This is a genomic window from Streptomyces tatrensis (assembly GCF_049310065.1).
GTDB lineage: Bacteria > Actinomycetota > Actinomycetes > Streptomycetales > Streptomycetaceae > Streptomyces.
Map to the genome: position 1 here is coordinate 49,159 of NZ_JBMDLB010000007.1, position 19,773 is coordinate 68,931.

Consider the following 19,773-nt stretch of genomic DNA (forward strand, 5'->3'; position numbering starts at 1 on the left):
GCACAGTGTGCCCGAACCGGGTGACGGGCCGGGGGCGGAGACGTGGACGGGGGCGGAGTGTCAGCGGCGCAGATAGTCCTGGCGGAGGGCCTCCAGGATGTCGGCGGCCTCGGTGAGGCCGCCTTGCCGGCAGCGGGCCGCCGCCGTGGTGAGGCGGGCGACGGCCCCCTGGAAGCGGCCGAGGCCCTTGCCCTCGATCAGGGCGGCCATCCGTACCGCTTCGGCACGCGGCACCTCGCCGTGCTCGCCGCCCTCCTCGTGGGCCGCGATGGCCGCCTCCGCCTCGGGCAGGGCCTCCTCGTAGCGCTCGACCTCCGCCAGGACACAGGCGCGGCGGTAGTGCACGGTGCCGCGCTCGAACCAGGGGGCGAAGTCCTCGGCGTCCTGCGGCACTCCGGCGCGGACCGCGTCCGCCCGCGCGAGGTGCTCGAGCGCCGCGTCCAGGCCTTCGGCCTCCCTGGCCGACACGGTGAGACGCGCGAACTGGCACATCATGTGGATGAGCAGCGACGCGTTCGGCGCCTCGGCATGCGAGGCGACCGCGCGCTCGTACGCCGCGGCCGCCGCGTCCCACCGGTCGGCCATCGCCAGCGTGACGGCCGCCTCCGCCGCCACCATGGTGTGGACCTCGCGGTCGTCCTCCCATGCGGCGACGGTGTCCGCCAGCCGCAGGAACTCCTCCGCCGCGGGCAGGTACTCACCGAGCTCCCGCAGTCCGCGGCCCAGGGACAGGCGCGCCTGGGCGAAGGCCCGTTCGTTGTCCGGGGCGGGAGCCTCGTCCCCCAGGACGGATTCCAGGACCGCGACCGCGTCCTCCGGCCGGCCGCCGCGCCCCAGGACGTCCGCGAGCTGGAGGCGTACGTCGGTGGCTTCGGCTTGGTCCCCGGCCTGGTCGAACAGCGCGGCCGCCTCGGAGAGATGGCGTACGGCGCCACTCAGGTCGCCGAGGTGCGAGGCCGCGTGCCCGAGCAGGGAGTACGTGGGGGCCAGCGCGAAGTCCGTGTCGTCGTACCGGGCCGCGTCGGCGAGCGCGCGGTGCAGGAGCTCCGCCGCCTCGTCCGGCTCGCCCTTGGCGAGCAGGAACTGCGCGAGCAGGGCGCGCGGGCGCGTACCCCGCCAGGGCCGCTCGGAGGCGTCCACGGCGTCGAGGGCCGCGCGCAGCAGTTCCTCGGCCGCGTCCGTGTCGCCCCCGCGGCCGGACAGGTCCGCGGTGAGCTGCAGCGCGTTGGCCACGTGGTGGGGTACGGACAGCCGCTCCGCCTCGGCGCGCAGCGTCCGGGCCCGCTCCTGGAACCGCTCCGCGGCGGCCCCCTCGGTCTCCGGCAGGTCCCGCACCGCCTCCTGGTAGGCGGCGAAGGCATCGGAGTAGCGCACGGTGAGGTACTCCAGCGTGGTCTCCTGCGTCAGCGGATCCTCGGCCACGAGGCGCTCGGCTTCGGCCACGACCTCGTCGAGGGCCGCGCGGGTCGCATCGTGGTCCGCGTCGTCGGAGGTGTTCCGCCAGGCCAGGGAGCGGGAACGCGCGGACAGCGCGTGCCAGGGCATCCCCAGGCCCTCGTACAGCTCGGCCGCCCGCTTCAGCTCGACGACGCTCTCCTCGTCGCTCTCCTTCCTGGCGAGCTTATAAGCCCGCTGGTCGGCGAGTTCTGCCATCAGGAGCTCCCGCGGGCCGAGCTCTTCGCCGGGGGCGGCGCTGCCGTCGGCCAGGCGTTCCTCGACGCGGTCCCAGAGCCGGTTCTCCCCGGGGTGCCCCGCGGCGGCCAGCCGGCGTGCCTCGCGGACCAGCGTGGCGAAGTCCTGGGAAAGGTCCGCTCCGGCGGTGGGCGTCACGGCGACGGCTGCCGCCGCGCTGACGGCCGCGGAAGGGCGGGGGGTCCGGGCGCGCAGGCCGAGCGACAGCGGCTCGTCGAGGATCGGGCGCCCCGCGAGACGGGTCCGCAGCCGGTCCCCCACGGCACTGGTGGCGTTGCGCGCGTCGAACGCGGCCGCGATCCGGCCGGCTTCGGAGCGTACGTGGGCGAGGAGCGCGTCGGCGCTCCAGTCGCGCCCGGGCGGCCCGGCGACCGCGGTGTCGGCGTGCCCGTCCTCGACGAGGCGGGTGAGCAGCACCCCCGCTCCGGTGAGGAAGCCGAGATGGGCCAGTGGCGCGCCGGTGGCCTCGAACAGCGGGCGGTTCTCCGCGAGGATCTCCAGCCCCCGCCCCTCGTTGCGGGAGAGGGCGCAGAACTCCAGGTGGAGGCCCACCTCCTCCTGCGTGCCGGTGTTCCCCCGGACCCGGCGGTAGCCGCTGAGGTGGTGGGAGCGGGCCTCGTCCGCGCGGCCCGAGCGGAGCAGCGGCAGCAGCGAGCGCGAGCGGCTCAGCTGCGGCTCCTCGGTGCAGCCGGTCTCCCCGTCGAGGACCGGACCCCAGATCTCCAGGGCCCCGGCGAGGTCACCGGACTCCACCTGGTGCTGGGCGAGGTGCCGTATCTCGCAGGCCTCGCAGTCGCTCAACTCGGTACGGGGGCGCGTGGCCCACAGGTCGTAGGCGTCGGCGAGGCCGGTGCCCGTGTGGTGCGCGATGTGGTAGCGCATCGCCGCGACCGGCTGCATGCCGTGGTCGGCCGCCGCGTAGCGGCCGCGCATCGTCTCGAGCCATCCGTGGATGGCGGCGAGCGGTACTTCCGGCACCTGCAGCAGGGAGGTCGTCACCCATTTGAAGCGCCAGAAGACCTGATGGGCCTCCCACTGGCTGAAGGTGCCGGGGGCGGTGTCCCACAGCTTGAGCAGCCGTGCGAAGACCACGGGCGACTTGCGGTGCTCGCCGGTGAACTCGTACGAGGACATCAGCTCCAGCAGGGCCGTGACGAGGGTGTCGGGCTCGTCGAGGAGCTCGGCCGCGTCGACGATCTCCTCGGCGGTCACGGTGCGGTGCAGGCCGTGCGGCCTGTCGTGGTTCTCGCGGAGCGCCTCGATCACGGCCTCGGGGGTGTCCAGCATCTACAGTTCCTTCCGGGGCTCGGAGCCGGGTGCCGCCGTACCGCTGTGGTGCATGGCGTGGGTGAGCAGGCCGATGAAGGCCCGGTTCAGCAGGGCGCTCTCGCTGGCCCGGAGCGGGCGGCGGCTGAGCAGCAGTGCCTGGCCGTAGAGGGCTTCGGCGGTCGTGACGGCCAGTCCGCGCTCGGCGATGGTGATCGCCTGGCGTACCAGCGGGTTGAGGTGGTTCAGGACGAGCTGGGCCCGCGGGGTCTCGTTGCGCAGGGAGCCGAGGATGTCCGCCCACACACCGTCGCTGTCGGCGGCCAGGCTCGACCTGGTCCGCTCGTGGCGGGCCTCCCGGTTGTCGAGGAGCAGGGCGGAAGCCGTGACGGGCTGGAAGTCGCGCAGGACGACGTCGCAGTCGTGGACGCCGACGGTCTCCCGGGCGATGGCGAGGAAGGCGGCCGCGCGCAGCTCGGCGGAGGGGTCGACGGCGTCGAGGTGGGCGGTGACGGTGGCCGGGTCGAGGTCGGTGACGGACGTGCCGGGCCGGATCTCCGGCAAGCGCAGCACGAGGTCGCGGTCGTAGGTGTAGCCGCCGTTGACGACGCCCAGGCCGGCCGCCGAGGCGACGGGTGCGACCTGGCGGAACTCCTCGACGCTGCGGGTGACCAGGAGGGTCGGGTGGGTGCGCGCGAACTCCTCGAGCGTGACGTTGCCGTCGGTGGTCTCGAAGGGAAGCCACGGCAGCACGATGCGCAGCAGCTCGTCGTCGTAGCGGGCGAGGGCCTTCACGGCGAGGTGGTGCGTTTCGATGAAGCGGTGCAGGAGGGAGGGGTCGCTGGCGGCGAGCCCGGTGAGCCATTCGCGGATCCGTTCGCCCAGGGCGTCCCGTACGGCGGACAGCGTGCCGTCCTCGTACAGGGACTCCCGCGAGGCGGTCGGCCGCAGACTGGTGGTGTCGACGACGCAGCGGACGAAGAACGCCCACTCCGGGAGCAGTTCGGGCGCCTGGTCCGTGAGCAGCATGCCCTTGAGGTGGACGCGGTGGCCGGCCCGCTGCGCCGGGCTCATCGCCGTGGGCAGGACGTACGCGACGCCGCGCAGCCCGGCGGCCGGCAGGTCGAGGTCGATGGTGTCGAGCGGGGTGAAGTCGAACAGGTTCCGGCAGTACGCGTTCATCGCCTCGCGGCGGGCCAGCGGGGAGCGGTGGGCCTGCTCCCAGGGCGGTGTCTCGTTGACCGTGTGGGTCTCGCCGCGCGGTCCGACGACGGTGACTTCGTGGCGCAGGAGGCCGCCGTAGTGCCTGGCCAGGGAGACGACCTGCTGGGGGCTGGTCCACTCTGCGGTGTCGGCCCGCGGGGTGAGGCGCACCGTGGTGCCCGGCTCCGGCACGGCCGAGGCGGGCAGGGTGCGGATGGTGTAGCGGCCGTCGGAGTGGCCGCGCCATTCGACGGCGGGCGCCGAGGGGTCGGCCGCCGTGCGGCTGAGCACCGTGATCTCGTCGGCGACGACGAAGCAGGCGAGCAGACCGATGCCGAACTGGCCGATGAAGTCCCCGCGCGCGGCGTCGAGTCCCGCACCGTCCAGGGCCCCGTCGGGGGTCCGCTTCGAGCTGCGGCCGATGGTCGCGAGGAACCGGTGCACGTCGGTCTCGGTCAGACCGATGCCGGTGTCCGTGACCGTGAGGGTCTCGCCGGTGCGCACCGTGATGGTGGCCGGGGAGCCGGGCGCGAGGGCCTGGCGCGCGGTGATGGCGTCCACGGCGTTCTGCAGCAGCTCGCGCAGGTAGACGCGGGGGCTGGAGTAGAGGTGGTGGGAGAGCAGGTCGACGAGGCCGCGAAGGTCGACCTGGAAAGTGTGGGACGTCTCGGAATCGGGCACCTGGCGGAATCTTTCGGTGGGGCCCCGTCCGCATCGTGGGCGACGCGGGCGGGAAGGGCGGGGGGCGGGAAGGGCTGCGCGGCGCTGCCGTGCGGGACCAGTCGTCAGGGGCCGGCACCCGCACCGGCTGCGCGGGTCGGGACCGGGAGCACGGTCTGTCGGAAGGCGGGGTGGGGACCCGGAACGCAGGCTGTCAGCGCACGGGCGTCGTCGCGCGGTCGCGGCGCGGAGCCGGGAGTGACCGTGCCGTGCCGGCCTTCGGGCGTACGGCGGCGGCCGACGGCCGACGGCTCGGCGCGCTCAGCCTCCGGTCGAGGAACGATGCTTCCGGTAGGCCTCGGCGGGGTCGGAGCCGTTGATGTAGTACCAGGGAAACTCGGTGACCCGGCCGTCGGTGGCGCGGAAGCACTCCGCTGCCCGCTCGCGGTCCCCCGCGATCGAGAATGCCATCGCGAAGGTGTTGAGGATCTGCGCCCACCCGGCCCGGTGGACGAAGTCCGGGTGCCGGAAGGAATGATCGGCGGCCTCCCGCAGGGACTGAGCGACCTCGGGCCCGCGCATGTACGCGTCGTCCGGGCCGGAGTCGAGGGAGAGCCACTGTTCGATGTGCGCGATGGCGACGAGCTGGCCCAGCTGGGTGCCGGCGGGTGCGCCGAACGCGGAGTCCCGGGCGAAGGCGTGCATCTCCTCGTGCGAGCCGCCCCACTTCTCGCAGACCTGCTGCAACTGCTGCTGGTGCGCTCCCAGGTGCTGCGGATCGCGGCGTACGGTCGCCTCGAAGCGGCGGCGTGCGACGGTCGACCCGACCTGGAGGCCGCGGCCGGTGACCTGGAGCCCGTACCAGGGCGAGGTCCACCGCGGTTCGCGCTCGGCCACCTCGTACAGCCACTGCTCGGCGGTGCGCAGCCGCTCGTGGAACACCTCGAACTGCTTGCTCGAGACCTGCGCGGCCCGGGCGCTGGTCCGGGCTTCCCATCCCCAGCTGATGTGACGGATCCCCGCCACGAGCCGGGCCAGCGATGCGTCCTGGTCCGCTTCGAGGACCGGGACGATCCACCGCTCCACCCCGGCGGTATCGCCGACGGCCCACAGCAGTTCGGTCCGGTCGTCGCTCTCGGAACGTGCTTCGAGCACCTCGCGGACGGCGGTCCAGTCCGCGGCCGCGGCGGCCTCGCGCACGCGCCGCACGTCTGGATCGCCGGAGTCCTCCTGGACCCGCGCGACGGGCTTTCCGGCCCATTTCCCCAGCGTAAGCCCCCATTGACGGAGCAACGCCATGTCCCCACCCCTTGCCGTTTCCAAACGGGGAGAGCATGGATCACCCTCCATGAGAGAAGTGACTATCACGCTCGCCCGACGATCGCACATTTGTTTACGCGAAGACCCGGCGCACGGCCGGACACCGTTCCTTCACACCACCGGTCAGCGCGTCATGCCGAAATCCTTCGCCGCCGAGGCCGGACGGCTCCGGGACAGCCTCACGGCCCGGCCCCGGGCCGTGTCGAACGCCGTGACCGGGTTCCCCGTCTTGCGCCAGGGTTCGGCTCCGCACCACGGGCCGATCTCGCGGAACTGCCGGAGGGCGGGCGCGTACATCATCGACTGGAGCATGTAGTGCGCCAGCAGGTGGCGCAGCAGCGGCAGGCGTTCGTCGTCGGGCGCGACCCGGTCGAACGACGCGGCGGTCCGCTTCAGCAGGCTCCTCGTCATGGGTGTGACGGGCAGCGCGACGGCTGCGGACCGGTCGGCGAGTTCACTCAGCGCGTGCAGGTAGATCCCGGCGAGCGGGCTGCCGTCCGGAGCCTTGCGGACCGCCTCCCGGGCGAACCGCATCATCCGCCGGTTGCTGCCGAACCACTTGGCACACCAGTACTGGAGGGCCTGCCAGTGCCCCTCGTAGTGGTGGGGCGCGCGGGCGACGAGTTCCTTCCAGAGCGGCCTGAACTGCGAGTGGCCGTACTGCGCTCCCCGCGCCGCCGTGATCATCACGACCCAGGGGCCCGGGTTCGCGGGGTCGAGCAGCGCGGCCTTGCGGGCCTCCTCGATCGCCGCCGGGAGCATGGCGCGGAAGCGCTTCATGTCCTCGACCGGGACCGCGTGGACGAAGGCGCTGCCCCGGATCTCCCAGGCGCGATGGACCATGAGCCTCGCGTGGAGGGTTGCCGCGTCACAGTCCCCCGGCTCGGCGTCGAGCCAGGTGTCGAGCCAGGCGCCGTCCTTCTGCGCGACGTGCAGCAGGAGCTCGAGCCGGTCCCAGCGCTCGTCCCAGTCTTCTCCCGCGGCACGGAGGTACCGCGCGGCCGCCTTCCAGTCCCCTTCCCACGCGGCGTCGGCGACGGCCTGCCTCTCCTGCGCGCGGTATGCCGGCGCGGGAGGACCGGGGCGCCGGCTGTCGAGCGCTTCGCGGGGCGGAAGACCGTAGGCGGACGCCACGAAGTGCTTTTCGGCCCAGCGGTCGGCCGCGCCGGGGGCGATGGAGAGGAGGAGCCCGATGAGGAACACGCCGAGCACCACGGCGAGGAAGATGGTCACGGCGGGGAATGATTCCCGAAGTGATCACTCTCCGCAATACCTCTGGCCATCAATAAGGCGAGGTCAGGGGGCAGAGCGGGCGTAGCGGCACAAGCCCCGACACGGGGCCCAGCGCGAACACGTCGGAGCGCCGATGGGGCGCCGATGCGACGCCGGTTGGCCGTGGACGCGGTCCCGAACTCACCGGGCATTCCTCACCCGTCTACCGGGTCCGCGGGAGCGCTGCGGCATCGCGCCACCGCCCGGCCGCCGAGGCGTCGGCCGGTACGGGCGGCCCCAGGTACAGCTGGGCGTGCCCGTTCTCAGGCTTCGCCCAGGAGTTGGTGGCGAACACGTACGTCTCGCCGACGCTGTAGGCGCGGCTGCTGTCGAAGACGTCGACGGCCTCGGTCACCGTGACCTCGCCGTTCAGGGAGCCCCGGATCAGCTCCTTCACTTTCACCCGGTAGGTGCGGGAGTCGACGTCGGAGACGGTCTCCACGCCGGAGTCCTCGACCACCTCGCCGAGGAAGATGTCCTCTGCCTCCGGGGCCACTTCGGTCGGGTCGGTGACGTCGATCGAGTACAGGGACTCCTGGCCGACCGGTTGCATCTCCTGGTACGCGTACCAGCCTCCGGCGGCCATGACGAGGGCGGCCGCCGCACTCACGGCCACGATGGTGCGTGGTGTGGCACAGGCCCAGGGCGTGGCCGAGTTCGTGCGCCGCGACGTGCGCACGGTGGTACTCGGTACCGTTGACCTTGCCGTCGCCGAGGCGGGCGAGGTTGAAGTAGACGTTGTCGGCGCCGGTGTGCGGAGCCCACTGGGCGTCGCGCGTGGCCCAGTCTCCGTCGGTGCGGTTGACGTCGCGCCACTGGAGGTCGGCGATGTCGGAGGCGTCGTCCCGCTTGAGCTTGACCTGCGTGAGGCCGTTGGTGCTCCACTGCCTGTTCGCGTAGGCGAGCGCGGTGTTCAGGGCCGTCTCGTCCTCCCAGGCGATCACGCCCGCGTCCACGGAGGAGTTCCCCCGGGAGTCACATGCTTCGGCCGCCGCCGGGGGCACGGCCCTCGCCGGATGCGGTATGGCCAGCAGGAAGACGGCGAGCGTGGAGGCGGCGAGGGGTAGAGAGCGGGTGGTCATGGGCGGGGAGCGTAGCGGCCCGGATGATCAATGCGTGGCCGGATTCCCGTGTGAGTGAACGAGTTCTCGGCGGGGCGCTCGGGCGACGGCCGTGCGGCCCCGTTCGTGAGGCCGGCCCGCACCCGGCACGCTCGGAGTGCCGAGTGCGGGTGTGCATCCCCGCGCCTGACACAACGACCCGATGTCGGGCAGGTGCGCGGGCGGCGGTTGCGGACGTATGTGCAGAACCGTTCTTGTTCCGGTTCGTTGAAGGGCCGCGCTCTCCGTCCACGGTGGTGCATGCGGCGAATGCACCACCCGTCGGCGGCGCATCCGCGGAGCCGGGATGAACCGAAGAGTGCACGGGATGCCCTGGGTGAATGCGAGGGGAGATGGGGGTCGGGATGGCCGGTGCGGGGTTCGTGCACGATCCGGACGGTAGATGGGGGCATGCGTTGCCCGTGGACCGGGAGGTCCACTTGACGCTAACTGCCGTGGTCCTCGCTTGGACCACGACGACGGCCCCGCCCATCCGGGACATCGACTTGGCCGCGCTGGAACTGACCGGTCACGCCCGGGTGATCCGCGAGGAGTTGACCGTCCGGGCCGCAGCCCTCCCGGCCGGGTCCGCGCGGGTGCAGTTGCTGGGGTACTCGCTGGCCGAAGCGGACCGCCGGCTGTCGGTGTCCTCTTCGGGGCTCGGCGTTCTGGCGTACGCGCAGGGCAGGGCCCGGCTGGTCCGGGGCCTGCACCGGTTGCTCGACCGTCTGGACCAGCCCTCAGGAGAACTGTCCGCACACCCCTGACAGGTCTGCCGCGTGCAGTCGCGGCGATGATGAGGCATCGAGGCCGCCGCCGAAATGTCACCGGGTCGACGGGCAGGACGTGCCAGGCCTGTGGCGCGGTGCGGTTGGCGTCGGCCTGCAGCGCGTTCTGGTCGCCGACCGCTGATCGCCGACCGCCGGAAGCCCGCCGCTGCACGGCGGGGGTCGGGACAAGAGTGCGCGGCTGTGCCGCCGTACAGGTGCTGTGCAAGGCGGCACGATCGTGCTCCGGGGAAGGTCCACAACGTTCGGGCAAGGAACACCGGCTGCCGGACCAGCCACAGGCACGACCCCGGCCACCACCGGCCAGTCCGCGCCAGCCATCAGGCGCCGAGGGCTCTGGAGGCGACGGCGCGGCGGGCTGCGGTCCGGTCCACGGCCCCGCGAGGGTTCTTCGAGCGCGAGGGCACCTGCCGGTTCCGGGCAAGCACGTCGGGTCGACCACCAGCGGCGCCTGGCCGCGATGTTGGCGTCGGCATGCAGAGGGGGTAGGGCTGGCCCTGCTGGAGCGGATGGGTGAGGCGGTGCCCGTCTTCGAACGGGCAGCGGAATGCTTCGGTGTCGCCGGCCTGTCCCGGGAAGAGGTGGGATCCCGGGAGCGGCAGGGTCTTGCGGCAGGTGGTCGCCGCCATGGGCGGCGGCCACCGAAGAGGCAGCTGCGCTCTTGCGGCAGCCCCGCAGGAGCAGGCGGGCCCGGCTGCCGTCCCGGTGCGGCCGCCCGTGGCCGCGGGATTCCGCCGGCGCGAACGCCTCAGGCCCCGCCCGCGCCTACGACCCGCCCGGCCAACCGGGTCATCGCCTCGCGGAGTTCCCGCTCCGCGCCCACCGGGACGATCGCCGCGCGGCCGGGTACGCGTACGCCGCCCGTCAGCGCTGCGCGGGTGCCACCGTCGGGGGTCGGCGTGGCGGCCATGCCGATGATCAGGAAGCGGCTCTGGAGCCAGCACCAGCCCGGGCGCAGGACCCCGTGGAAGTGGGCCCGCAGGCCGTACTTGCTCCGGGCCAGGGCCTCCACGCGATCGCCCGTGACCCGGAGCACGCGCACGCTGCGCATGTCCGGCTGGAAGCGGCCGAACTCGCCCTCCAGGTCCGACATCACTGCCCAGACCGCCTCCAGGGGGGCGGGGAGGGTCGCTTCGACGACCTGGGCTCCCGGGACCCCGGCTGCCATGATGCGGAGGCGGGCGACCGGGTCCATCGCGTTCGGGTGGGTCGTCATGCGGACCACGCCTTCCGGAAGCTCGTACGGGCCCGGTGAAGCCGGGACTTGGCGGTGCCCGGCGGGACGCCGAGCAGGGCCGCGGCTGACTCCTCGTCGAGGCCTTCGACGTCACGGAGTACGAGGACGGCCCGGTGGGCGGGTGAGAGGCGGGCCAGGACGTCCTCGATGTCGGTGGCCAGCTGCGGATCGTCCCGGCCGGGTACGTCGGCCAGTTCGGCTGGGCGGTCGCGGCCCGCGCGCCGGGCGGCGCGGACGGCCTCACGGACGGCGATGGACCGGGCCCAGCCGTACAGGGCCTCCGGGTCACGGAGAGAGCCCAGGGACCGGAAGACCGCGAGCAGGGCCTCCTGCGTGGCGTCGGGGCCGTCAGCGAGGGCGATCGGTTCGCAGATCCGGGCGAGGTACGGGGTCAGGTGGTCGAGGAGGTCGTGCAGCGCGAGGGTGTCTCCGCCCCGGGCCGCGCGCGCGAGGGCGATTCCGCGGGCGCGGGCGGCTGGGGTGAGGGGGCCGCCCCGCAGTCCGCCGGGGGGCCGGCCGGGCACGGAGTCCACCGGGGCCACCGGCCTCACCGGGCCCGTGCCAGCCGGGCCGCGGCCCAGCCGAAGCCGAGGCAGGCGGGGGTGTACAGGGCGAGGTTGAGGGTGCGGAAGGGGCCGTCCGCCGGGCTGTCGAGGAGACCGGCGGCCCAGCCCAGGCCCGCGAGGCCCCGTACGGCCAGCCCGGCCGCGACGGCGGCCGTCACCAGGCGGGCGGGCCGTCCGGCCCGGCCGTGCGCGTGCGCGAGTACGGCGGCGGCCCCGGTCAGGGTGAGCGCCGCGAGCGGCAGGACGACGGGCGGGCCGAAAGACACCTCGGAGCCGAGCACGGCCAGGGACAGGGTCCGCTCGTCGGGGGCGGGCCAGGTCAGGCCGGTGGCCCAGTACAGGTGGACCAGCCCGTCGGCGGCGAGCAGCGCGGCGAGCGCCCGCCCGGTGCGCCTGCGTGTCGTGTCCTTCATCGTGTGCTCCCTCGGTGGTGGATCGCTCCGGCAACGCTCCGGCACACAGAGGAGGGGGGTCGCAGGGGAAACGTTCCTTGTGAGCCCCGTCACGCCTCGGTGTTGTGGGGTGTCCGACCGTCCGTCGACGATCGGGGACGGCGCGGTCGATGCCAGGCACCGGGGGGAGAGAGAACGCCGTCGCCTACACGCCCGCCCCGTTGCACGGTCGACGCCGCGACCGGGGCTGGGCCGTGTCCGATGGGCTCTGTCACTAGCCTTGCGCTGGCGTTTCGGTCGGTGTGGGGCGAGGTGATTTTTCAGGTGACGAGTGGATTCGGCTGGAGCGGCATCTGCCGCGCAACCGGGGTCGGGCGGGCGTTGGCGGTGCCACCGGCGGGTGATCAGCGGCATTCTGTTCCGGCAGCGGACCGGTCTGCCGTGGCGGGATATGCCGCCGCAGTTCGGCAAGTGGAAGATGGTCCACGATCGTCATCGCAGATGGTCGGCGGACGGCACGTGGGAGAAGATCCTGCGGGCCGGCCAAGCCAACGCTGATGCAGAGGGACGGATCGACCGGAACATGGTGACGTCGACTCGACGTCCTGCCGGGCGCACCAGCACGCAGCCGGTGCCCCCAGTCGCGCACCACGAATTCCGGGCAGCCGTAGTCGCCCGGTGCGGCACCGTTCCGACGAGGGCCTGGGCCGCTCCCGGGGAGGGCTGAACTGCAAATCCACCTGGCCAGCGACGGCGGCCGTCGCCCGTTGGCTTTCGTCGTCACACCCCGACAGGGGTGTGACGCCACGCAGTTCATACCTGCGCCCGAACAGGTCAAAGTCCCAAGGCCGGGCGGTGGAGAATCACGCACCCGACCAAACCACGTCGGTGGAGACAACGCCTATTCCTCTCGCCGAAACCGAAACAGCCGGCACCTGCGGCGCCGCCAGATCAAGCACACGATCCCTGAACCCAAGGGACCAGCGCGCCAACCGCCAAAGGCGGGGCAGTAGGGACGGCAGGCCCATCCCATCGGCTTCGGCACAATGGTCTACCGGCGCCGCAATAAGTCGAGCGCACCATCAACCGGTTCAAGACGTTCCACGCGGTCGCCACCGCTACGACAAGCGGGCCTATGCCTTCCACAGGTCGGTCACGATCGCGGCGCTCCGACTGCGGCTCCGCGCATGACCACCGGGCCCTCGGCTATACCTCTCCCGGGACCAGGACTCCGAGCTCGACTTCCTCGAAAACGCGTGACCACCAGGCTTCGTCATCCTCGAACACCTGCGGATCCCCCTGCCGGGCCCGCTCAATCACGTCTTCGACGTAGTCCTCGTAGTCGTCGTCCGCATCGCTCCTTCCCGAGCAGGCGAACGCCTCCCACACCTCCAGGACGTTCTGCAGACCGGCAACCGAAGAATTGACCAGCCCGTACTGCTGCTCCCCATCACCTTCATAGCCGCGGACCATCCACACTTCACCGCTGTCGAGCAGCAGCCAGTACGTGTTGACGCCGTCCTCGAACGCTCCCAGGAACGCAGCCCGACCCGGCGGCAGGTCGCGGTCATCCAGCTCCCGCCCCGAGTCCCGCACGAACATGCGCTTGCAGTCGGCCGGCAGCCCTCGCTCGACCAGCCCGGACACCGCCTCGCCGCCCACACCCAGGCGCGCGAGAGAACTCGCGTCATATGGCAGCCACAGCTCGCTCGGCAACCGGGCACCCCCTACTCGATCCGCCCATCCGATCCTCTCAGACCACGTGGACGACCCATCGAACAGGCCTTAGGTCGTGCCGTCAAAGGGTAGGTCGCGGCGCTCCGCGTCATGGATGCTGTCCCGAACCGTCTGGGTTTTGTCGTGCATTGATCACACTCATCTCCTCGGCGGCACCGCAGCAGCGGGCGAGAGGATCACGCCCGCACTGAGGTGCCCGGAGTATCCGCTCGGGCGTTTCACCCGTTGCCCACCTGCGGAATCGGAGAGGAGCGGAACGTGGCATAGATTCACCCGGTGACCTACGACATCATCCTCGTGCGGGTGCAGCCGGGCCTGACGCTCCAGGGAACGCTTGACCGCCTCAACGCCGACTTTGATCCCGATGCCGACCTGCCGCTTCTCCGACTTACCGACGCACAACGCAACGAGTGGGACCGGATCCTGGGCCGGGTCTCGCGGGACATTGGTCCTGTCGAGTCTGCGGAGTACCTGTACAGCCTCACCCTTGAGACGGTTGGTCCGCCGGGACGCGTACAGCTCGATTACTGCGGGGATACAGCCCACATCGAGGTTGCTTACCGCCACTCGGGGCCGGCGGCGTTGGAAGTGATGGAAGTGATGGAAATGGCTTATCGCATTGCTCGCATCGTCGAGGACGAAACCAGCCTGACCGGCCACGACTTCGAGGTGGACCAGTCCACCCGAACCGGTGACCCTGCGAAAGCCGCCCTCCGGCTGAGCGGCGTCTCCGATTGGGCACGACATCACTTGAACTAGCTGATCACAGGGCGGGCTGAAGGAAGATTCCAGTCCGAACGAACACCGTCCAGGCCAGGGCAGGTCCCCGTCCGGGTCAGCCCGCGCCATCCGCGCGCTGAACATCCGCTTCCGAGTGCCATCAGTGGTCCACGTCCGCAGCCGGTTGCAGACGCCCCGTCAGTTGTCGTGCCCGGATCATCGTGTGTCACCCCTGTGACGGAGTTACCGGCAGGCAAGGGGGCCTGACGCCGCCGGCCACCTCTCGGGGAACAAATGCTCGACTTACGGGCAACTGGCCTGCGACGATGCCCTCATGACGCAGATCATCAAGGGGGGCAACCTGCCCATGTCCGGCGAGCCCATGCGGGTCGCCGTAGTCCGTCGCGCGGCCGGGCCCGGTGTGCCCGAGGTCGACCCGGCGGCACTACTGCTGGACGGCAGCGGAAAGGTGAGGGGTCGGAGCGACCTGATCTTCTACAACCAGCGCTCGCACGCCGCCAGTGCCGTACAGCTCCTGGGCAACGCCCAAGGCGAGGACGGGCGGACGGCGGACTGGCTGGAGATCGATCCGGGCCGGGTGGAGCCGGAGGTGGAACGGATTGTCATCGCGGCCTCGGCCGAGGGGGGAACGTTCGGGGACGTACCGGGGCTGTACGTGGAGGCGGTCAGCGCGGTGACGGGTGGTCGGATGGCGGTGTACTCCGTCGACGACGACGACGCTACGACCGAAACCGCATACGTGCTGGGTGAGCTCTACCGCCGGGACGGGGGCTGGAAGTTCCGCGCGGTCGGGCAGGGGTACGACTCCGGGCTTCCGGGGTTGGCCACCGACTACGGATTCACGGTGGAAGAGGAAGAGGCCGAGGCTGAGGCCCAGTCGGCCGCGGCTCCGCCGCCCGCACCCGCACTGCCCGAGGCTCCCCCGCCCGCCCCGCCGCTTCCGGCAACGGCGTTCCCCGCGGCGGAAGTTGCTGTTCCGCCGGCGCCGGTCCCGCCCGGGGCCACGGCGGCCGTCGTGGCACCTGCGGCCGTGCCCGCACCCGCCGTGCCCGCCGACACTGCCGTTTCCAAGACCAGCGCTCCCCTGCTGGGCACCATCACGAGGCGGCTCAACCAGCTCCCCACCGACTTCGGGCCGGACTTCCCCGTCTTCTCACAAGAAGGCAGCGGGAAGGACATCGTCCAGGTGGACACTCCCATCCCCGCCGGGTTCGCGGTGGTCGAGGTGGTCCGGGCGGGGGAAAGCCTCATCGACATCACGGCGCTGGACCACCGCAACCGCGAGGAATCCCCATCGGTCATCCACAGTTGGCTGGAAGACTTCAGCGGGCGCGGAATCGTGGACCACGACGGAAACGGGCCACTGCGGCTGCGCGTGAAGGCGCACGGCGAGTGGAAGATCACCGTGAGCCCCCTCTCGGTGCTACGGGACCTCTCCGAGCGCGTCGAGGGCGTCGGTCCGGATGTCCTGGCGTACTCAGGGCCCCCCGTCGACCTCGCCATCAAGCACCGCAACCGCAGGGACGACGCCTGGTTCCGACTCGAGTCCATCAGGCGAAGCGCCTCGCGCCGTGACCTGTACACCGGGTACAGGTGGGGGTGGAGCACGGTGGCTCTGACGCGAGGAGCGCGTCTGCTGGTCGTCCAGTGCGACAGCCCCTGGTCCATCACTCCCCGCGAGGTCACCGCCCATCCCAACCGGAGGGAAGGCGAGGTCCCTCCCTTCTGGAAGCGCCTCCGCTGACCAGCGCCTGGGCGCGCCTGGGCCCATGAACGACGGGGCGATTGCCCCGTTGCCGTGGCGGGGTGCGGAGTGCGTGCACCCGGCAGGCGTAATCAGAAGTCACCCTGCCGGGTGTCCGGCGCCGGCCCCGGGCAACGCCCCGCCCGGCGTGGCCTCTGGTGGGTGCGCTCAGCCGCGGTACCACGGGCCGTAGACAGCGGTGGCGGACCGCGTGGTCATGGCCCAGTAGCGGTCCCCGTAGGACCAGTGCCACCACTCGGTCGGGTAGTTCACCATGCCGACGGCGGTCAGGGCTTCGATCATCACGGCGCGGTTCTGCTGGGCCTGCGCGGGGAGTCCGGCGGCATGGGTGTAGCAGGCTCCGGCGCTTTCCTCCGGTGTGGCGGCTTCGGGGCTGCCCATGTCGACCTCGATGCCGTCCTGGGTGCAGATCGTGAGGTCGATGGCGGCTCCCGAGACGTGCCCGGCGGTCTCCATCGGGGCGACCCAGCGCGAGGCGGCCGTGCGGATGTGGGCCTCTGACTCCTCAGGGTGAAGCCGCCGCAGCGTGGCTGCGTAGTCGTTGAAGATGCTCTCCTGCAAGGCCGGGGGGCGATAGCCCTCCACCAGCAGCCACTGCCACCCGTGGGGCAGCAGTTCCTGCGCCCGTATCAGCCGTTGCAGCACGCCGGCTCGCACATGGGCCCAGTCGCCCGCCGAGTCGGACCGCCGCTGGTCGACGCGCAGCGCGCTGCGGCAGTCCACCAACGGCTCGTCACACTCCTCGACGCGTACGGCAGCGACCCTCGGATCCGACATCAGGATGATCTCGTTCATGGGTTGATCATCTCCTGGCGGTTCACCAGGCTGAGGTGCGGTCTCCTGCGGACGGGTAAGGCGGCTGGATCGAGCAGCCGGAAGGGCTCCTGCTATTCGTCGATTTCGACCAATCGACCCACTTCGGACAGCAGAGAGCGCGTGAGAGCCAGTCCGGGATCGTTCGGATCAGCCATGGCTAGAAGCTAGCATTAGAGCCTCTGACCTGCTCATACGCATACGCATACGCGAGAGTTGTTTTAGTCGATGGATCCCGACGGCGTTCGATCTCGGCCTTCAGCGCCATCACGTGCTCCGGCTGCTCCGGTTTGCCCAGCCGCGAGACCTTGATCCACGGCTCGCCGTGTCGGTGGACGATGTCCACCCCGCCCGTCGTCCCCGGCTCCAGCACGGTCCCGCCGCTCGGCGCCGGCTGCTTCCCGGGATGTCGCACGCTCAGGAACGGTGCGCCTGAGTACCCGTACCCAGGTCGAATGAGCTGGGCAGCTCTGACTCGGCAGACACGCGCAGCGCAGGATTCAACCCAATTCGAAGGATGAGGAACTGATGGAACGTGACCTGCAGCTGCGCGCCGCTACTCCCGAGGATCTCGAGTGGATCCACGAATTGCGTCACCGCGTATACGCGCAAGAGCTCGGCCAGCACGCACCGAACTCGGTCGGGCGGCTTCGCGACGGTCTGGACGGCGACAACGTCTACCTGGTCGCGGCACGAGGAGAGGTCCGCGTAGGCTTCATCAGCCTGACTCCGCCCTGGTTGAAGCGGTACGCGCTGGACAAGTACGTGTCCCGCGCCGAGCTGCCGCTGCTGGACGAGGAGGATCTGTTCGAAGTACGCATCCTCACCGTCGAGCCCCGCTGGCGGGCCTCCGCGGCGGCGCCGCTGCTGATGTACGCGGCGCTGCGCTGGATCGCTTCCCGGGGTGGCCGCCGGGTGGTCGCGATGGGACGCACCGAGCTGCTCGCCATGTACCGGGCCGCCGGGCTGCAGCCGGTCGGGCGCACGGTTCACAGTGGGGCGTTGACCTTCGAGGTGCTGACCGGAAGCGTCGGCGAGCTGACGAGGGTCGCGATGGACCGCCATCGCACCACGTTGGACCGTCTGCGAGCCCAAGTGGACTGGCGGCTGGACGCGTCGTTCGCGCCCCGCGCGGACGGTTGCGAGCACGGAGGCGCCTCGTTCACCGCCATCGGTACGGACTTCCACCACCTGGACCGCCGTCATCGGGTCGTCGCGGCGGATGTGCTGGACGCGTGGTTCTCGCCGGCGCCCGGCGTGCGCGCGGCGCTCGCGGAGGATCCCGAGTGGGCCGCCCGGACCTCGCCGCCGACCGGCGCCGACGGCCTGCTGGCGGAGATCGCCCGGGTGCGGTCACTACCGGTGGAGACGCTCGTACCGGGGGCAGGCTCGTCCGACCTGATCTTCAGGGCTTTCGGTCACTGGCTCACCCCGCAGAGCAGGGTGCTCCTGCTGGATCCGGGCTACGGCGAGTACGCCCACGTCACGGAGAAGGTGATCGGATGCCACGTAAGCCGGTTCCGGTTGCGTCGTGAAGACGGCTGGCGAATCGATGGGGAGCGGTTGTCCGCTGCCGTCGAGCACGGCCGCTACGACCTCGTCGTGGTGGTCAATCCGAACAACCCGACCGGGCGCCATGCCCCTGCCGCTGAACTGCGCTCCGTGATCGCCGCCGCGCCCGGGGGAACCCGCTGGTGGATCGACGAGGCGTACCTGGGCTACGTCGGGATGGGCGAGTCGCTCGCCGACCTTGCCGCGACGGATCCACGGGTGGTGGTCTGCAGCTCCCTGTCCAAGATGTACGCGCTGTCCGGGATGCGGGCCGCGTACCTGGTTGCCGAGCCGGGCACCGCTGCGGAGCTGCTCCGGCGGACGCCGCCCTGGTCGGTGAGCCTCCCTGCGCAACTGGCCGCGGTGGCCGCCCTGCGCGACCCGGCGTACTACACGAGCCAGTGGCAGCGCACGCATGCTCTGCGGCGGCAGCTGGCCGCCGATCTCGTCGGGGCGGACGAGACCGTGACGGTGGAGGAGGCCGTGGCCAACTGGATCACCGTGACGCTGCCGTCCGATGGCCCGAGCGCCGCGCAGCTGGTGCAGGAGTGTCGCCGTCACGACGTCTATCTGCGAGACCTGTCGCCCATGTCCTGCGAGTACGAGGGACGCACGGTGCGCATCGCGGTCAGGGACACGGTCGAGAACGCGCGCATCGTGTCGGCGTTCCAGCAGGCGATGGGCGTGCTGCGGCCGGGGACGTCCTCGGCTGTCCCGATGTCCGAGAGCGTCTCCGTCTCCGCCTCCGCCTCCGGCGCTTCCCGGTGATCACCGTAGCCTCGCTGGCGCCCTTCCTCGGTGGGGCACTGGCGCTGGCCGGTGTCGCGGTGGCAGCGTCCCGGCGCCGCGAGCTGATCATCCGGTGGTGCGCCTGGATGGTCGGCGTGCCACTGGTCACGGGGGCGTTCTGGCTGGGCCGTCCGGGCACCGCGGCGATTGCCGTCGTGGTCGGCGCGATCGCGGTGATGGAGTTCGGCGGTCTGATGCGGATGAACCGGGTCGACCGGGCGGTGCTCGCCTCGGCGGTGACCGGCGTGGTGCTCACCGCGTTGTGGGCCCCCGGACAGGAACCTCGAGCGCTGGCCATCGGGGCGCTCGCCGTGGCTTCGGTGCCGCTCCTGGCCGGTGACGCCGACAACGGCCTGCGTCGGCTGACCTCCGGCCTCCTCGGGCTCGCCTGGCTCAGTGTCCTGGCCGCGCTGGTTCCACTCGGGGCGAGCGCGCTGGCGCTGTTCGTGGCGGTCTCGGTCGCCGACATCGTGGCGTACTTCGCCGGGCAGGGGTTGGGCGGGCCGCGGCTGTCACCCCTGTCACCGGCCAAACGGTGGAGCGGGACCCTGGTCGGGGCCGTGGCTGCCCTAGGGGTCCTTGGCATGCTTTCCGCGCTGAGTTGGCCGATGGCGATCGCGGCGGCGGTCGGCGGTCCGGCCGGCGACCTCCTCGAGTCCATGGTCAAGAGGGGTGCGCAGGTGAAGGATGCCGGACGGTGGCTACCCGGTTCGGGCGGTTTGCTGGACCGGATCGACTCGCTGCTCTTCGCGCTGGCTGTCCTGCTCGTCCTGCGCTGACCTTCGTGGCCCCGGACGTTCAGGACGGCGACGGGCCGCACGGAGTCTTCCGTGCGGCCCGTCGCCTTAACGGCGGGCCCCCAGCGCCCTCGCCACCCGCCG

At 71.6% G+C, this 19,773-nt stretch carries 16 protein-coding genes and 1 pseudogene; 6 read left to right on the plus strand and 11 right to left on the minus strand.

Features of this window, described 5'->3' with window-relative positions; all coding sequences use genetic code 11:
* Positions 1–60 precede the first annotated feature (60 nt).
* The 5 genes from ACODT5_RS04010 to ACODT5_RS04030 form a co-directional block, all read right to left on the minus strand.
* Entirely contained in the window at positions 61–2,979 is a 2,919-nt protein-coding gene (locus ACODT5_RS04010) for a tetratricopeptide repeat protein (protein ID WP_422517796.1), read from the minus strand.
* Entirely contained in the window at positions 2,980–4,842 is a 1,863-nt protein-coding gene (locus ACODT5_RS04015) for an HSP90 family protein (RefSeq protein ID WP_422517797.1), read from the minus strand.
* A 300-nt stretch (positions 4,843–5,142) separates the two neighbouring features.
* A complete protein-coding gene (locus ACODT5_RS04020) occupies positions 5,143–6,120 on the minus strand; it encodes a hypothetical protein (protein WP_422517798.1) in 978 nt (325 codons plus the stop codon).
* A gap of 144 nt (positions 6,121–6,264) precedes the next feature.
* Entirely contained in the window at positions 6,265–7,374 is a 1,110-nt protein-coding gene (locus ACODT5_RS04025; protein ID WP_422517799.1) for a tetratricopeptide repeat protein, read from the minus strand.
* Between the two features lie 202 nt (positions 7,375–7,576).
* Positions 7,577–8,023: a hypothetical protein gene (locus tag ACODT5_RS04030; protein ID WP_422517800.1), complete on the minus strand. Its 447-nt coding sequence runs from the start codon at positions 8,021–8,023 to the stop codon at positions 7,577–7,579.
* Positions 8,024–8,953: 930 nt separating this feature from the next.
* Between ACODT5_RS04030 and ACODT5_RS04035 the strand changes: the two genes are divergently transcribed.
* Positions 8,954–9,280 carry a restriction endonuclease gene (locus tag ACODT5_RS04035; RefSeq protein ID WP_422517801.1) on the plus strand — a complete coding sequence of 109 codons (327 nt, stop codon included), beginning with the start codon at positions 8,954–8,956 and terminating at the stop codon, positions 9,278–9,280.
* Between the two features lie 769 nt (positions 9,281–10,049).
* Here ACODT5_RS04035 and ACODT5_RS04040 read toward each other — a convergent pair.
* Genes ACODT5_RS04040 through ACODT5_RS04050 form a run of 3 tightly spaced genes read right to left on the minus strand, consistent with a single transcriptional unit; the run spans position 10,050 to position 11,517 of the window.
* Complete coding sequence (locus ACODT5_RS04040; protein ID WP_422517802.1) at positions 10,050–10,517, minus strand: SRPBCC family protein; 468 nt, start codon at positions 10,515–10,517, stop codon at positions 10,050–10,052.
* Positions 10,514–11,038 carry an RNA polymerase sigma factor gene (locus tag ACODT5_RS04045; RefSeq protein ID WP_422519543.1) on the minus strand — a complete coding sequence of 175 codons (525 nt, stop codon included), beginning with the start codon at positions 11,036–11,038 and terminating at the stop codon, positions 10,514–10,516. Before ACODT5_RS04045 ends, ACODT5_RS04040 begins: the two co-directional genes overlap by 4 nt.
* Positions 11,039–11,085: 47 nt before the next feature.
* Positions 11,086–11,517 (minus strand): DUF3995 domain-containing protein, encoded by a 432-nt coding sequence (locus ACODT5_RS04050; RefSeq protein WP_422517803.1) that lies wholly within the window; start codon positions 11,515–11,517, stop codon positions 11,086–11,088.
* A gap of 281 nt (positions 11,518–11,798) precedes the next feature.
* Here ACODT5_RS04050 and ACODT5_RS04055 point away from each other — a divergent pair.
* Positions 11,799–12,687: pseudogene (locus tag ACODT5_RS04055) on the plus strand (IS5 family transposase).
* A gap of 15 nt (positions 12,688–12,702) precedes the next feature.
* On the opposite strand, the gene ACODT5_RS04060 reads toward ACODT5_RS04055, so the two are convergent.
* Positions 12,703–13,212 carry an SUKH-4 family immunity protein gene (locus ACODT5_RS04060; protein ID WP_422517804.1) on the minus strand — a complete coding sequence of 170 codons (510 nt, stop codon included), beginning with the start codon at positions 13,210–13,212 and terminating at the stop codon, positions 12,703–12,705.
* A 297-nt stretch (positions 13,213–13,509) separates the two neighbouring features.
* Between ACODT5_RS04060 and ACODT5_RS04065 the strand changes: the two genes are divergently transcribed.
* The gene (locus ACODT5_RS04065; protein WP_422517805.1) at positions 13,510–13,992 is read left to right on the plus strand and encodes a hypothetical protein; all 483 of its coding nucleotides are present in this window, start codon (positions 13,510–13,512) and stop codon (positions 13,990–13,992) included.
* Positions 13,993–14,287: 295 nt separating this feature from the next.
* Positions 14,288–15,718, plus strand: coding sequence for a TerD family protein (locus tag ACODT5_RS04070; protein ID WP_422517806.1), 1,431 nt, complete (start codon positions 14,288–14,290; stop codon positions 15,716–15,718).
* 168 nt (positions 15,719–15,886) lie between these two features.
* Here the strand turns inward: ACODT5_RS04070 and ACODT5_RS04075 are convergent, their stop codons facing one another.
* Positions 15,887–16,534, minus strand: a complete 648-nt coding sequence (locus tag ACODT5_RS04075) for a M15 family metallopeptidase (RefSeq protein ID WP_422517807.1) — start codon at positions 16,532–16,534, stop codon at positions 15,887–15,889.
* Between the two features lie 178 nt (positions 16,535–16,712).
* Positions 16,713–16,898, minus strand: coding sequence for a hypothetical protein (locus tag ACODT5_RS04080; RefSeq protein ID WP_422517808.1), 186 nt, complete (start codon positions 16,896–16,898; stop codon positions 16,713–16,715).
* Between the two features lie 182 nt (positions 16,899–17,080).
* Here ACODT5_RS04080 and ACODT5_RS04085 point away from each other — a divergent pair, with 182 nt between their 5' ends.
* Both ACODT5_RS04085 and ACODT5_RS04090 read left to right on the plus strand, forming a co-directional pair.
* Positions 17,081–18,871 carry an aminotransferase class I/II-fold pyridoxal phosphate-dependent enzyme gene (locus ACODT5_RS04085; RefSeq protein WP_422517809.1) on the plus strand — a complete coding sequence of 597 codons (1,791 nt, stop codon included), beginning with the start codon at positions 17,081–17,083 and terminating at the stop codon, positions 18,869–18,871.
* Positions 18,868–19,671 carry a phosphatidate cytidylyltransferase gene (locus ACODT5_RS04090; protein WP_422517810.1) on the plus strand — a complete coding sequence of 268 codons (804 nt, stop codon included), beginning with the start codon at positions 18,868–18,870 and terminating at the stop codon, positions 19,669–19,671. Before ACODT5_RS04085 ends, ACODT5_RS04090 begins: the two co-directional genes overlap by 4 nt.
* The last annotated feature ends 102 nt before the right edge of the window (positions 19,672–19,773 follow it).

Excerpts from the sequence above, each read along its gene's own strand:
- ACODT5_RS04020 (WP_422517798.1), bottom strand. The coding sequence starts at position 6,120 with ATGGCGTTGCTCCGTCAATGGGGGCTTACGCTGGGGAAATGGGCCGGA.
- ACODT5_RS04085 (WP_422517809.1), top strand. The coding sequence starts at position 17,081 with ATGGAACGTGACCTGCAGCTGCGCGCCGCTACTCCCGAGGATCTCGAG.
- ACODT5_RS04040 (WP_422517802.1), bottom strand. The coding sequence starts at position 10,517 with ATGACGACCCACCCGAACGCGATGGACCCGGTCGCCCGCCTCCGCATC.
- ACODT5_RS04075 (WP_422517807.1), bottom strand. The coding sequence starts at position 16,534 with ATGAACGAGATCATCCTGATGTCGGATCCGAGGGTCGCTGCCGTACGC.
- ACODT5_RS04070 (WP_422517806.1), top strand. The coding sequence starts at position 14,288 with ATGACGCAGATCATCAAGGGGGGCAACCTGCCCATGTCCGGCGAGCCC.
- ACODT5_RS04010 (WP_422517796.1), bottom strand. The coding sequence starts at position 2,979 with ATGCTGGACACCCCCGAGGCCGTGATCGAGGCGCTCCGCGAGAACCAC.
- ACODT5_RS04050 (WP_422517803.1), bottom strand. The coding sequence starts at position 11,517 with ATGAAGGACACGACACGCAGGCGCACCGGGCGGGCGCTCGCCGCGCTG.